This window comes from Xanthomonas sp. BRIP62409, from assembly GCF_003992965.1.
GTDB lineage: Bacteria > Pseudomonadota > Gammaproteobacteria > Xanthomonadales > Xanthomonadaceae > Xanthomonas > Xanthomonas euroxanthea.
On the sequence record NZ_QEZJ01000028.1, the window covers coordinates 1 to 12,852 of the forward strand.

Genomic DNA, 12,852 nt, shown 5'->3' on the forward strand with positions numbered 1-12,852 from the left:
CGCCCGACCAGCCGGTTCCGTCCCCGACGCCCACCCCGCCGTCGCCAACGCCCGCGCCCGTGCAGCCGCGGCCGGCCGCCTCGCCGGTGCAGTCCACCCTGGTCAAGACCGCCAAGAACCCGATCCCGCCGGCAGGCAACACCCGCCGCGGCGGCCTGGTCGAGCAGCGCCAGACTCAACCGGTGCGGCGCCCCACCCCGCCGCAGCCGCCGGCAGAACCCTCGTCGCCCCCGCAGCGCCGCCCCGAGACCTGGACCGGCCGCCCACCGGGCATGCTCGAAGAAGAAGCCGATGCCGCCGAAGACGGCATGTCCAACACGCCCACCATCAGCGAAGGCCGCCGCCGCGACCGCAACAACGCCCAACCCAGCATGGATGTGGGCGGCTACCAGGTCTATTACGAAGTGCGCAGCGAAACCCAGCTGCGCAACTGGCGCGACCAGGGCATGAAGGAACTGGCGATCATCCTGCCCGGCACCCAGTACCGCATGGTCTGCCCGCTGGAAGTCGCGCTCAAGCGCGGCTCCAGCAAATGCCGCCTGCTGCCGCCGGACTCGCCGGAGCTGAAAGACATCGGCGATGCGCGCGAGGTCATCAACATGATGGAGGTCTACAAGCAGGGCGAGCCGGTGTGGCGCGGGCCGGGGCCGTATCGGTGAGTGGTGGGGCCAGGTTGGCCCCGGATGCCACTACGGCTGGTGCGGTGAGGACTGCTTCGATACCGGGTGTGGTGAAGTTGTCTAAGTGCTTGCACTTCTCTAAAGTGCAAGCAACCTGATTCCACCGGGAGGGCGACATGCCTTCTTTCACCGTCCGCAATATCCCCGATGAGGTGCATCGCGCGATCCGCGCGAGGGCCGCACTCCACGGCCGCAGCACCGAGGCGGAGATCCGCGCAATCCTTGAATCAGCGGCCAAACCGGCAGACCGGGTCAAACTCGGCTCCCTGCTGGTGGACATTGGCCGCGACGCTGGCCTGACCGCAAAACAGGCCGACGCGTTCGACACCTTACGCGACAAGACCGCAATCAAGCCGATCAGCCTGAAGTGATCCTGCTCGATACCAATGTCATCTCCGAGCTTTGGCGGCCTCAGCCCAACCCGAAGGTCGTTGCCTGGATCGATGCGCAGGCTGTCGAGACACTGTTCCTGTCGGTGGTAACGGTGGCCGAATTGCGTTATGGCATTGCCGTGATGCCCGAGGGCCGCAAGCGATCCACGTTGCATGCACGGTTGGAAAGCGATGTATTGCCACTGTTCAATGGGCGCCTGCTGGCGTTTGATCTGGACGCATCGCACGCATTCGCGACACTCGCATCGAAAGCCAGAGCCGCAGGACTCACACTCGGCCGCGCCGATGCCTACATCGCTGCAACGGCAGCCGCGCAAGGCCTGACCGTTGCCACTCGCGACACGGCACCGTTCGCGGCGATGGCGCTGGACGTCATTGACCCGTGGAGTTGATCCGGCGCGTGCGGTGATAAACCGCCGTTTCGCCCGCCCCTCCAACGTGCTGCTTTGAAAACAGCAGCCGAACGAGCCGTCGCTGTCTTCGGCGCGTTCGCCGATTACCCGGCGGTTGCAGACATCAGCGGCCCTGGTCTTTGCCCAGTTTTGTACCCAGCGCTCCCTTGAACGGCGCCGGATTGCTGGTCACCAGGCAGTTGTAGGGTTTGTCGCTGTTGAGAACCAGCACGGACGACTGTGGCCCCTTGAAATCCAGCCCGACCGAGAACAGCACATAGGTGTCGGGCAGCGCGCTCGGCCGAAACGCGCCGAAGGCATACTCCCCAGCCACGCCCAACGGCGCCAGCGGTATCGTCACCGTCAGCGGCTGTGTGGCCACAGGCGATGGCAGCGACGAGGACGCGGACATCATCTTGGATTGCACGTCGATGGAGTACTTGGTGGTGACCGCCGAGCCCAGGTACTTGGAAGCCGGTGCGGAAACCTGCTTGCGACAAGCCGCAATGTCTTCAGGCTTCTGATCCTGCTGGCCCGTCTGCAGCGTGGCAAAGACATGGGTCAGCGTGACCGTGTCCGTCTTGCTGACCGGTGCTGCAACAGCAGCGTCCATGCACAGCGCGGCCACGACGAGTGAAAGGCCACAGGCCGCAAGCGCACCGCGATAGCTGGTTTTACGTTTCATTTCGATCACTCCTTGGTCTGTAATGCAAGGTGCCGGCAGCGGCTGTTGCGCGGCTGTCGCTTGCGCCTTGAATGGAATTCGCAACGGCACCTGTGCATAACGCCAAGCGGCAGATGATCGATTGCGTACGATGACGCCCTGCGTGTGTGTGGGAAGCACCACACCTACGCCACCCAGCTGGCCACGCCGCTGGTGTGCTCATCGTTGAAGACCAACGCCTCGCAAACCCGGCAAATCGTCTCAACAACCTCGTTGCGTGATGCAGTGTGGAATTCGGAGCAAACACCGTGTCTGTTTCTCGCATCAAACATCAGTCGAGACCGCACGCAACGCATTTACCACAGGACCAAACATAATCTGCTGCAGCAAGCGTGCCTGACCGGAAACAAGTGAAATCTGGAACCAACATTAGATTGGCTGTTTGTCGGACATTTACCGGGTTGGAACTGACGCGGGCTTTCGTTTTAGTTACTTGGGGCTGGCGGGGCTGGCCCAGCTTCACGCTATGGCTTGCGCTGCTCGTGATACCGGGTGGAGGCGGGGTCGGGTCCGGTTGAGGAGGTGATTCCTGGACAGGCAGATCGGATACGGTGACCTGACCTCGCGATGGCGGCGCACGGTCGGCCGGGAACTGGCTACAGTCTGCGCAGGGCCGTGTGCGCCCGCCTCGTCCACCTGCGTTCCAAAGGATCTGCATGTCCCTGCAAGGCCGCTGCCCGCTATCCCACCGTGTATGTCACCCACGGCTTCGGCGGCAACTACAACCGCTTTGCCGGCAGCATCGCCGCTGCCTGGAGCGCGATGGCGGCCAAGCAGATGCCGCCGATGATCTGGGTGTTCCTGGACCAGTCCACGCCCACCGGCACCCACGAGTTCGCCGACTCGGTCAACAACGGCCCCTGGGGCACCGCGCTGACCGAAGAGCTGATCCCCGCGCTGGAACGCCAGTACAAGATGGACGGCAACGCCCGGGGCCGCTTCTTGAACGGGCATTCGTCCGGCGGCTGGGCCACGCTGTGGCTGCAGACGCGCCACCCCAAGCTGTTCGGCGGCACCTGGTCCACATCGCCCGACTCGAGCGACTTCCACGACTTCACCGGGCCGGACCTGTACACGCCCAATGCCAACGTCTACCGGCGCCCGGACGGCAGCCAGTTCCCGCTGATCCGCGACCAGGGAAAGGTGGTGGCCGACCTGGAGACCTTCGCCAGGCTCGAGCGCGTGCTCGGCCCGTACGGCGGCCAGCTCACCTCGTTCGAGTGGGTGTTTTCCCCGCGCGGGCCCGACGGCCGCCCGCTGCCGATGTTCGACCGCGACACCGGCACGGTGGACCCGGCCGTGGTGGCCTACTGGCGCACGCACTACGACATCGCCGCGCGCGTGGCCGCGCAATGGCCCACGCTCAAGCCGGACCTGGACGGCAAGATCCACCTGATCGTCGGCACCGCCGACACGTTCTACCTGGATGGGGCGGCGCGTAAGTTCCAGGCGGTGCTGGACGGCCTGGGCGCCAAAAGCGACTTCCGCTACCTGGAAGGCCGCAGCCACTTCGACCTGTACAAGGAGGGCGAGGACAGCAACGCCTTGATGAAGAAGATTGCCTGGGAGATGTACGCCGTGGCGCGACCCAAGCAGTAAGCGCCCACGCACGGCCGGCGCTGCCGATCGACGGGCCGGCCACCGGCGCGCCAAGGCGCGCCGTGCAACGCTGTCGATCCTCAAGCCGAGCGCTTGGACAACTCCCACTCCAGCTGCTGCCTGAGCACCAGCAGCAGCACCTGCAGGCGGCCACCGCGCACCAGCGCGGCCGGCGTCTGCCCGTCCAGGGCGTTCATGGGCTTGCGGAACCAGCCGATCAGCGCCTCGTTGTTGCCGCCGTTCAAGGCCCAGGCGTGGCAGACGATCTCGCCCAGGTTCTCGATGCCGGTGCTGCCCAGCAGCTTGAGGTGCTCCGGCGTGAAGGCGAACAGCGTCAGCACCAGCTCGGCATCGGCCGCCTTGCCGTAATCGGCCTCCATCTGCTGGCTGTGCGCGGTGCTGTAGATCAACGCTTGCGCGCGGAAGTCTTCGGCACGCCGCATGCCGGTGAGCAGTGATGCAATGAGGTCGGCGCGTTCCATGGGGCAGTCCAGCGGTGTGATAGCGCGCACGCTATCGACGTTGCCGCCGCCGCTCAATCAGGAGACTCCTGACAGGCGGTATGGGCGTCAGCGGCCGTTATAGTCCGCGCCGGCCGGCGTGGGCGGCGTCGGTGGCCCGGCGGCGGCGTTGGCGGCCGATTGCTGCTTGCGCGCGGCCGCCGCAGCGGCGCCACCCATTGGCCGTGCTTGACGTGCACATTGCTAGGATTCGGGCGCGTCACTGGCAGCAGCCCGCGCCTGCAGGGCTGCAGTACTGGAGTGTCATCTCATGAGGAGTTGTCAGATGCCCTGGAAACCCGCCCTCGCCGTGCTTGCCCTGTCCACCGCCGCGCTGCCGGCCTTGGCCCAGTCCGACCGCCAGGTGGTCGAGGACATGCTCACCCGCTCGGCCAACGTCTGCCCCGGCCACAGCACCGACCGCACCGGCCCCACCGTCAAGGCCGTGCCCGTGGGCGCGCTGCGGGTGATGCTGGAACGCGGCCTGGTCATGTGCCCCGACCGCCGCCTGGATGCCGCCGCGCCGGCGGTGTTCTACGGCCGCCTGGGCGTGTTCGCCTGGAACCCGGAAGTGCCCGCCGGCAAGACGGTGATCGTCAAGCAGATCGACACCATGACCCGCAACGAGGACTACCCCGCCGAGACGCTGGTGTGGGACGCCAAGGGCACCGCGCTCAAGCAGCAGACCGTGCCGATTTTCGAGCCCAAGCCGGGTGCGGCGGTGTTGTACAAGGTGCGTTGAGGCTGACCCGATTGCCCGCGGCGCCCGGTCAGACCTTGGCGCCGCCCTGCCCGCTCGCTTCGGCCGCATCGGCCGGGCCATCGCCACCGAGCCGCTGCTCGTAAATCTCATCGACTACGCCGCGCACCGCGCGGGCGGCATTGAAGATGCTCTCGCCCAGAACCGACAGACTGGTGGCATCCAGCGGCTTGCCGCTGCACACCGCCACCATGTCGCTCTGCGCGGTGATCGTGCGCAAGAGCGTGTGGAACTGGTCGATCTGCTGCAGGGTGACGCCGAAGGTGAAGGACTCTGCGTGAGTTTGTATTTTGGCCGCTGGCCGCACGCGCTGCCTAGTATTGGTCGAAAGGGCTTTCGAAGTGGTCATGGCGTCCGTCCTCGACGTGAGCGGACGGGATGTCCGCAAAGCCACCGTAGCGCGCTTTTTCGGATATCTGAAAACCAGATATTTCGCCTGATTTTCTAGCGAAACACAGGTTTTGCGTCTCAAGCCGATTTTGTCGGTTCGATCGTCGCGGTGACGCGCCGAGGCTCACCAGTAATTGGGTCATCGAACGCCAACGTATGCGCGAACAACTGCAGCGGCCGTTCCGGGTCATCGGGCCGCTGATCTTCCAGCTCTGGATAGAAACGGTCATGCAGGATCGGGGCGCCAAGTGCGGCCATGTGCACGCGCAACTGGTGCTTGCGCCCGGTGACCGGCTCCAGCCGATACGTCCACATGTCTGCGCCGCGCGCGACCACATCGATCACCGTCTCGCTGTTTGGCTCGCCCACCCCCTCGCGCATGCGGAAGAACGGCTCGCCCGGCTCCAGCCGGCTGCGATGCACATACGGAAACGTCAGCCCCGGCAGCGGCGGTGCCACTGCCAGATAGTGCTTGCGAATGCGTCTCTCACGAAACAGCGCCTGGTAGATCCCGCGCGTGGCCGGGTTGGCAGAGAACAACACCAGCCCGGCGGTGTCGCGATCAATGCGGTGCAGCGGCACCAATGCGGGATTATCGAAGCGTCGCACCAACCGCGTCAGCAGCGTCTCGCGCACATACGCACCAGCTGGCAGCACGGGCAGGAAATGCGGCTTGCACGCCACCACCAGATGTGCATCCGCATGCACCACCGTCTCGGCAAATGGAATGACCGGCTCGTCCACTACCTCGCGGAAGTACAGAATCTCGGCACCTAAGCTATACGGCGCAGAGACATCAAGCGCGCTGCCTTCGGCATCCAGCACACGCCCACGCGCGAAGCGGTCCTGCCAGATGGCGGCATCCACACCCGGAAAGCACGCGCATAACGCCTCCAACACCGTGGACCAGGGGCCGGACGGGAGCTGGAACTGGCTGGCGGGAAGGCCATCAAGCATCGGGCGTGCTGGAAGCATGACCACAACAAGGCGCACTCACACGGGGAGGGATGGAATCGTACCCTGCCCACGTTTGCCGTTCTCTCCTGATTTCTGCAAAGGTGAACAGACAAGCCCCAACCGCAACGAGTGACTGTCAGGCGATACGCATAACGCCACGTTGGGCAATGCCGCAGCTCCATACCAAGTAGATGGGGATGCGCTGTTGCTTCAGACACCAACCGGTCTTGGGCGTGCGAAAGACATTTCGGTTATTCAGTAGTGACTTCGGTTCTTCAGTAGTGACTTTTGCCAACAGCCTATCTGCGATTTTTGTACCGTAAGCGAATTGAAAGCTGTTGTTTGCAGTAAAGTCGCTGTGCCCTACGCCCGATTCGCCGATAGCGAAGATCAAGGAAGCGTTCAATGCCCGCTCAAAGACAATTCAACAATAAGATCATGCGTTGCATGTCACTTACCGTGGTCGCGCTGAGTGCAGCATGCTCGAATGCTTCGCCACCGGCTGGTGAGACGGTCGGTAACTTTGCAAACAAGTGGGCGTACGCCACAGCCTGCGGTTCTGGCCACTTTCTGAGCGTTGACCTCAATCAGCAGAAGAGCCATGTCACGGGAGAGTGGAGCGAAGGAACCAACGCGCGTGGGGGTGGCGGAAAATTGGAAGGGGATGTGCGTGGCGGAAAGCTCTACGTTCGCTACTGCAGCGATGATGGCGAGGCAGGCTATGAGGCATGCCCCAACTTCTCGGGGGAGGAAGATTACTTCGTTCTTGAAAAGGGGGCCTTGGTTCGCTACCAGAAGTTCGGCAATACATATCAGCGAGATGTCGCCCTGCACCCTGATATCAAGGGCAAGCAAATTCCATCCGAAACCTGTGCGGACACGGAGAGCGACTCATGAGCAGGCTGACAGATCAGGAGTTGCGGGCCACGCTGTACTTTGCTGTCGGCGTTTCATCCGAAAGCGGATATGCCGCTTATCAATTGGAAGTCGCTGGCGACAATCTCAGAACACCGTTGCTAGAGCCGGCCGACAACAGTGGCTACACGATCGGCACCATCCAAACTGACCTGGGACAGCACTATCAGCCGAACACGCCTAACGGAGAGAACGTTCCAAGGGACCTCGTGAATGCCTATCAGCAATGGGCGCATGGGCAGCAGCAGGATCTTGTTCTCAGCCAACAGCAGGTTGATCAGACAATCGCCGATCTTGGCCGTAACGGCCGCGCTATCCGCGTTGATGCCGGTCGGCCTCTCGATGCGGAGGTGAAATCCAAGCTAGACACATTCCTTTCTTCGAACGAAGGCATCAGCTGGGTACATCAACGCGATGTGGCGCAAATCGACAAGCTGATGGATCGCGCTATCGCGCCCTTGCAGCGAAGTGAGCTCTATCAGAATGCGTCTCTGGACGATCAAGTAAAGTTGCCGACGATGGTTGGGAAAGCCTACAACCAGAACGAAACACGCACCGCGCCGATGATCCGCAACATTGAGGCAAATCAGTACCATTCGCTCGCGGATGTGAGTGCCGCCATTGATGATTTGAATCCGAGGGCGACTGGACGTGGCGACTATCTGGAAGCTGGGCGAGACAAAGCGCTGGAGGGCGCCGACGTGGTAAATGCATTGCGCAATGCGGATTCGCGTAGCCCGCTTGCAACAGCATGGACCAATGTGGTCGCCAACCCGCTTGTGGATCCGACAACACTCAATGCGCCGCAGGCAGGCCAAAACTTGGCGCACGAATACCATGCGGTGAAAAACCTGTTTCTGCACTACAACCGTGCAGAGGAATTCGTGGGCGCGCTGGATCGTGGCGCTACCTATCAAAATGCTTCAACGGACCGGGCAGACCCAACGCGATTCAATGGTGCCGGCTTTTATGCTGCCGGTAACGACTTGGTGACCTGGGACAAGACAGGTCAGGGTCACACATTCTTGAATGATGCTTGGAGCGGTGTTGAGCGGCAGAATCTTGCGCGAGTGCGCAACGATGACGGAACCACAGATCTGAACATCAACGAAAATGGTCAGGCGCGTAGATTGCTGCATGTCGATCCACATGCAAATCCATTGCGCGGATCGGGAGAACCAGCGCAGCCAACGCTCCACGATCAACCGCCCGTGGTACCTAGGCATGGTTCTTTATTTCCATCGCAGGACCCGCTCCATCGCCAAGCCGAAGATGCCGTTCGCCGCCTTGAGCAAGGCCTCGGCCGTGAGTACGACGACAACAGCGCACGGCTGGCAGCCAGTAGCGCGTACTTAGCTAGAGAGAATGGGCTGACAAGAATAGATCATGTCGTGTTGAGCGAGAACTCTAAGTCTGTGCGACAAGGCGAGAACCTGTTCGTTGTAGAGGGGGCGTTGAATGATCCCGCACACAAGATGGCGCACATGAAGACCAACGACGCCATTGCACAGCCGGTTGAACAGTCTCTGGCGCAATTGCAATCCTTAGGTGAGACGCAGCGGCAGCAACAGTCCCAACAACAAGAGCAGCAGCGCGAACAATCGATCACTCCGTCGCCTCGGATGGTATGAGAGGGCACGAAACAACTTTGGCCCTGAGGTTTCGCGATGGCATTGATACTCGCACGCACTCAGGTGCGTTGATAAACGCATAAGCGGCCTCAAGTGGTAGAGCAGCAATTGGGTTTCTCACATTCGAGCGCGTGAGGCCGATGTCTAGTGGGACATTGCTTGCAACGGCGCAGATGCACTGCTGACAAAACCTGTTTCAGCGGCTATGGTCCGAAGCTGGAACGGGGGTTCTTGCATGGGACGCAGAAAGAAACAAAGCAGGTTCGAAGCGTTGGTCACATTGCCGTGGCCGGTTGGCTTCGTTATGGGAATCGCTGCGTATCTGGTGGTGCGCTACGGCGTCGGCTGGTGGTTCTCTCACCAGGGCGGAATGCTGTCGCAGGGCTTCGCCCAGCAATCGAGTGGAATGTTCGCGCCATTGGCGTGGACGCTGCTCGGCGTCTGCTGGCTTGCTGCGCTGTTCTCCTATCTGGGCGCACGCAGCCGGCGACGCTTTCTAGAAACACGCACAAGCCTGGAGAGCCTGGCCGCCGGCGGCTGGCGCCAGTTCGAACAACTGGTGGGTGAAGCATTTCGCCGCCAGGGCTACAGCGTCGAAGAAACCGGCCTGGGCGGCGCCGACGGCGGCATCGACCTGATCCTGCGCAAGGACGGCCGCCGCACGCTGGTGCAATGCAAACAGTGGAAGCGCCAGCAAGTCGGCGTCAGCGTCGTGCGGGAGATGTATGGCCTGCTCGCCCACCACCAAGCCCACTCGGTCAAGATCGCCTGTATCGGAACCTACACGAAAGATGCAGAGCGCTTCGCCGAAGGCAAGCCGATTGAGTTGATTGGCGGCGAGCAGTTACTGGAAATGATAGGAGCGGTGCAAATATACGCCGCAGCGAAACCGCCACTACAAGCAGCACGCGTCGAACCCGTCTTTGCTTCCACAGAGTCCAGTGGCTCTGCAACTATCGCCACCCCAAGCTGCCCGCGCTGCGGCAGCGCGCTTGTGCAGCGAAAGAACCGGCGCACTAACGAGAACTTCCTAGGTTGCAGCCAGTTCCCCAGGTGTAGAGGAACCCATAAGTGAACATGACCCCGGTTGTCGCTGGCAATGATCCAAGCGGCGCAACAAGCAGTTGCAGCGCAGCCGATGTCGGCGAGGTAGAGTCTGTTTGCTTCCGCTGCAACTGCGGGTTCCTCTCAAGCGAACTGTCCGCGCTGCAGTAGTGCGCTTGTACAGAAGAGGAACGGCGTACCAGTTAAAACTTCCTCGGCTGCAGCCGGTTTCCGCATTGCTGAGGGCCAAGTAAATCGACTTCACCCCCTTGTATTTTTCTTTTAGTACAGAGTAATTTTTAATTAATTTTTTATTTTATCTTATGCCAATTCGGCATACGAACTTTACCGACTCTTTCGTAGACTTACCACTATTAAAATATATGAATATCTCAGCGCTAGATGAAGAGATTGACAAGTTTTTCTCTACAGTGAAAGTTCCAACTCAAAGTCTATACCTTAGTCGTTGGTATTGCTTATTAGTTTCAGAAGATTTAATAAGAAGTTTTTTTAATAACTTGAGCTTTTCGCCCCAAGAACTAGGCTATTTGATTGATCAAACCAAATACTCTCTCAAACATGTGCTAACGCGAGCTAATAATGAATGCAAGGAAATTAACTTCATTAGACTTCCCCGTGAAGTGGTGCCTGCTTTCTACAAAGCAACATCTCAACTTTATTTTGCAGGGCTGGACTATGCGCGTGCTCATCGCATCGTTGCATCTGTTTTCTCAGGAAGCGCCTCTGTAACTAACATTGGAGAAAAATCTTACAAAGTTGATTTCGTTGATGTCGAACTAGCCTCTACTTATGCGGCACTAGAATTACTAGCAGTGCAACGACGAGATGACCCTGGACTCCCATCAATTATGCTGGCGTGGCTGCGAGGCAGCGATACAGTTCCACTTGTTATAGATGCGATAGCAGCATCGGTTACTAAGTCGAAAGGCCTTTTGCATTACTCATATGATGCAAATTTGGCTTTTGAACTGGCTCAAGAGCTCCCGCAGCAACCGCACGTCGTTCCCGAGGAATGGCTATTTGAATGGGGCGGAAGGCACGACACCACGCTTTTACTAAACAGCACGTGTGTTCGCGTCCTTTATCACTTTATCGCCATTCATTTTGGCTCAGAAAGAATTAACCACAGAGGAGGCGGCCATGAAAATATGGTCCTTGTTGTAAAACGCGATAAATTAATACGTGATATTAAGTTTCTTTCGTCGCTAGACGATGAAATTATCAAAACCTTTGTCGATACGCTTACTTACGGCTCTAGAACTGAATCCCCTGATCCAGCCCTTCAACCCTTTATCCCCGCTGGAGATGACTATCTTCTTATCGCTCCGATTTTCTTTATTTCCGGTCATTTAGAGAGAAACTTGCTAAGCCTTCAAGCAAGGAGAGATTCAGCTTCGTTCGACGCCCAGAGTATGCTCTTTGAAAAAGAAATGCTTCGCAGACTAGATGAATGTAATGGTCAAACCATGTCTAATTCCATAAAGGACATCACTCTTAAAAGCGGAAAAAAAATTGAACAAATTGATCTTATTATGTGGGATGAGGGGGCAAAAATTGTTTTAGTTTGTGAGCTGCGAGCGATGCTGCAGCCCGGCGATCCACGTGAGGTTATTAATAGGAAGAGAGAAGTTCAAAGAAAAGTTAACCAAGCGCAACGAAAAGTCGAGTGGGTCGAAGATAATAAAGAATCTTTGGCAGGTGCGCTTGGCATTAGGTTGGACGCGGATTGCGTCGTCAGAGGGCTTGTGACGATTGATGGATATGGTGGCGCGCCTTCGAGTAACCCCGCGATTAGCGTGATTCCATTTAATCTCTTTTTGGATGCGATATGCTGTGCATCTACGCTTTCAGCCTTATTGCTGTGGATCGACCGACTCGATTGGCAACCAAAAGAAATTCAGGACTATAAGTTGATTGAGACCGAGCAAATGCTATCTGGTGGCCCTAACATCAAATCCCAAGCAATCGAACTTCTAACTTCTCAAAACGATTTTTTCACAAAGGCCCTGCAGTCACTAAATTCACGGGGTATGGGTTGAGCCCTTTGGAGAGCGCGGGTTAGATTGATTTTTCCGCCGGAGGCGATTTTGGATTAACTCTCGGAGTAACGGGGTGGAGTAACGGGGGTTTAGGTCAACTTCTTAAGCCCAACATTCTTTGAGCGGTGCTATCCGCGCGACACTAGCTTCTTCGGCTCGGGCAGGGTGCGGGAACCTTGTCCTTCAGAGTTCTAGACGATGATGGCATGCGGTCCGATTAGGGGTAACGGGGATCAGGCTGACTTTTTCTAACCTCATCAGCGCTCATGTTCGGAGGTTGCGCGAGTACGCTTTGACCTCCCATACATCCCCCACCCGCCATCCTCGCCACAGACTCAACTGGAGAACGCACGATGATGAAGTGGATGGGCACCGCGCTGGCCGCGGCATTGCTGGTGACTGGATGCGCCAAGGTGGAGGGCGAGAAGTTCGTCGGCCACTGGGTCAATGTGCAGACGCAGGAAGAGACGATGGACATCGAGCGCAATGGCGAGACCTTCATGGTCCGCAGCACCACGCCGAAGTTCTTCAGCCGCAAGCCCAAGACCGAGAGCTACCCGGCGGTCTACAAGGACGGCGCGCTGCAGGTCACCAACGATGGCGAGACGGTGAACTTCGCCATCGACGCGGCCAACGGCCACCTCAACACCGGTGGCGAGCAGTACCAGCGCGTGCCGACCAAGTAAGGCCGCCGCTGTCGCCAGCGCCCGCGTGCAGACCTTGCCGGTCACACGCGGGCGTTTGCGTTTGTGGCCCAGCCGGCCACGCCGAAGGGCTACTGGTGCACGCTGCCTCGCGCAGACGCCGG

The 12,852-nt window shown here is 59.4% G+C and carries 13 protein-coding genes and 2 pseudogenes; 10 read left to right on the forward strand and 5 right to left on the reverse strand.

The window, feature by feature from the left end; all coding sequences use genetic code 11:
- The 3 genes and pseudogenes from EO170_RS17175 to EO170_RS17185 form a co-directional block, all read left to right on the forward strand.
- Window positions 1–659, forward strand: a pseudogene (locus EO170_RS17175) (type II toxin-antitoxin system RelE/ParE family toxin); the annotation flags it as partial.
- A gap of 137 nt (window positions 660–796) precedes the next feature.
- Window positions 797–1,051 (forward strand): Arc family DNA-binding protein, encoded by a 255-nt coding sequence (locus EO170_RS17180; RefSeq protein ID WP_102582218.1) that lies wholly within the window; start codon window positions 797–799, stop codon window positions 1,049–1,051.
- The gene (locus EO170_RS17185; RefSeq protein ID WP_104627459.1) at window positions 1,048–1,464 is read left to right on the forward strand and encodes a type II toxin-antitoxin system VapC family toxin; all 417 of its coding nucleotides are present in this window, start codon (window positions 1,048–1,050) and stop codon (window positions 1,462–1,464) included. Before EO170_RS17180 ends, EO170_RS17185 begins: the two co-directional genes overlap by 4 nt.
- Before the next feature lie 124 nt (window positions 1,465–1,588).
- On the opposite strand, the gene EO170_RS17190 is transcribed toward EO170_RS17185, so the two are convergent.
- Window positions 1,589–2,149: a hypothetical protein gene (locus tag EO170_RS17190; RefSeq protein ID WP_126946845.1), complete on the reverse strand. Its 561-nt coding sequence runs from the start codon at window positions 2,147–2,149 to the stop codon at window positions 1,589–1,591.
- Between the two features lie 705 nt (window positions 2,150–2,854).
- Between EO170_RS17190 and EO170_RS17195 the strand changes: the two are divergent.
- Window positions 2,855–3,787, forward strand: a pseudogene (locus EO170_RS17195) (alpha/beta hydrolase-fold protein); the annotation flags it as partial.
- A gap of 80 nt (window positions 3,788–3,867) precedes the next feature.
- Here the strand turns inward: EO170_RS17195 and EO170_RS17200 are convergent.
- Window positions 3,868–4,269 carry an antitoxin Xre/MbcA/ParS toxin-binding domain-containing protein gene (locus EO170_RS17200; protein ID WP_126968946.1) on the reverse strand — a complete coding sequence of 134 codons (402 nt, stop codon included), beginning with the start codon at window positions 4,267–4,269 and terminating at the stop codon, window positions 3,868–3,870.
- 304 nt (window positions 4,270–4,573) lie between these two features.
- On the opposite strand from EO170_RS17200, the gene EO170_RS17205 reads away from it, so the two are divergent.
- Window positions 4,574–5,029, forward strand: coding sequence for a hypothetical protein (locus EO170_RS17205; RefSeq protein ID WP_164741084.1), 456 nt, complete (start codon window positions 4,574–4,576; stop codon window positions 5,027–5,029).
- 28 nt (window positions 5,030–5,057) lie between these two features.
- Here the strand turns inward: EO170_RS17205 and EO170_RS17210 are convergent, their stop codons facing one another.
- The 3 genes from EO170_RS17210 to EO170_RS17220 form a co-directional block, all read right to left on the reverse strand.
- A complete protein-coding gene (locus EO170_RS17210) occupies window positions 5,058–5,396 on the reverse strand; it encodes a hypothetical protein (RefSeq protein ID WP_164741085.1) in 339 nt (112 codons plus the stop codon).
- A gap of 119 nt (window positions 5,397–5,515) precedes the next feature.
- Window positions 5,516–6,394, reverse strand: a complete 879-nt coding sequence (locus EO170_RS17215) for an RluA family pseudouridine synthase (protein WP_206514031.1) — start codon at window positions 6,392–6,394, stop codon at window positions 5,516–5,518.
- A gap of 136 nt (window positions 6,395–6,530) precedes the next feature.
- On the reverse strand, window positions 6,531–6,800 hold the full coding sequence (locus tag EO170_RS17220; protein WP_126946854.1) for a hypothetical protein: 270 nt from the start codon (window positions 6,798–6,800) through the stop codon (window positions 6,531–6,533).
- Between EO170_RS17220 and EO170_RS17225 the strand changes: the two genes are divergently transcribed.
- The 5 genes from EO170_RS17225 (at window position 6,800) to EO170_RS17245 (ending at window position 12,730) form a co-directional block, all read left to right on the forward strand.
- The gene (locus EO170_RS17225; RefSeq protein WP_126946857.1) at window positions 6,800–7,291 is read left to right on the forward strand and encodes a hypothetical protein; all 492 of its coding nucleotides are present in this window, start codon (window positions 6,800–6,802) and stop codon (window positions 7,289–7,291) included. The genes EO170_RS17220 and EO170_RS17225 overlap by 1 nt on opposite strands.
- Window positions 7,288–8,940 carry an XVIPCD domain-containing protein gene (locus tag EO170_RS21840; protein ID WP_241239465.1) on the forward strand — a complete coding sequence of 551 codons (1,653 nt, stop codon included), beginning with the start codon at window positions 7,288–7,290 and terminating at the stop codon, window positions 8,938–8,940. The genes EO170_RS17225 and EO170_RS21840 overlap by 4 nt, the downstream gene beginning before the upstream one ends.
- 235 nt (window positions 8,941–9,175) lie before the next feature.
- Window positions 9,176–10,015, forward strand: a complete 840-nt coding sequence (locus EO170_RS17235) for a restriction endonuclease (RefSeq protein ID WP_126946860.1) — start codon at window positions 9,176–9,178, stop codon at window positions 10,013–10,015.
- A 352-nt stretch (window positions 10,016–10,367) separates the two neighbouring features.
- Entirely contained in the window at window positions 10,368–12,044 is a 1,677-nt protein-coding gene (locus EO170_RS17240) for a hypothetical protein (protein WP_126946863.1), read from the forward strand.
- 353 nt (window positions 12,045–12,397) lie between these two features.
- Window positions 12,398–12,730 carry a hypothetical protein gene (locus tag EO170_RS17245; RefSeq protein WP_126946866.1) on the forward strand — a complete coding sequence of 111 codons (333 nt, stop codon included), beginning with the start codon at window positions 12,398–12,400 and terminating at the stop codon, window positions 12,728–12,730.
- Window positions 12,731–12,852 lie beyond the last annotated feature (122 nt).

What these genes read in the sequence shown, in the direction of transcription:
- EO170_RS17180 (WP_102582218.1), top strand. Translation starts at nt 797, where the DNA reads ATGCCTTCTTTCACCGTCCGCAATATCCCCGATGAGGTGCATCGCGCG.
- EO170_RS17190 (WP_126946845.1), bottom strand. Translation starts at nt 2,149, where the DNA reads ATGAAACGTAAAACCAGCTATCGCGGTGCGCTTGCGGCCTGTGGCCTT.
- EO170_RS17200 (WP_126968946.1), bottom strand. Translation starts at nt 4,269, where the DNA reads ATGGAACGCGCCGACCTCATTGCATCACTGCTCACCGGCATGCGGCGT.
- EO170_RS17205 (WP_164741084.1), top strand. Translation starts at nt 4,574, where the DNA reads ATGCCCTGGAAACCCGCCCTCGCCGTGCTTGCCCTGTCCACCGCCGCG.
- EO170_RS17210 (WP_164741085.1), bottom strand. Translation starts at nt 5,396, where the DNA reads ATGACCACTTCGAAAGCCCTTTCGACCAATACTAGGCAGCGCGTGCGG.
- EO170_RS17215 (WP_206514031.1), bottom strand. Translation starts at nt 6,394, where the DNA reads ATGCTTGATGGCCTTCCCGCCAGCCAGTTCCAGCTCCCGTCCGGCCCC.
- EO170_RS17225 (WP_126946857.1), top strand. Translation starts at nt 6,800, where the DNA reads ATGCCCGCTCAAAGACAATTCAACAATAAGATCATGCGTTGCATGTCA.
- EO170_RS21840 (WP_241239465.1), top strand. Translation starts at nt 7,288, where the DNA reads ATGAGCAGGCTGACAGATCAGGAGTTGCGGGCCACGCTGTACTTTGCT.
- EO170_RS17235 (WP_126946860.1), top strand. Translation starts at nt 9,176, where the DNA reads ATGGGACGCAGAAAGAAACAAAGCAGGTTCGAAGCGTTGGTCACATTG.
- EO170_RS17240 (WP_126946863.1), top strand. Translation starts at nt 10,368, where the DNA reads ATGAATATCTCAGCGCTAGATGAAGAGATTGACAAGTTTTTCTCTACA.
- EO170_RS17245 (WP_126946866.1), top strand. Translation starts at nt 12,398, where the DNA reads ATGATGAAGTGGATGGGCACCGCGCTGGCCGCGGCATTGCTGGTGACT.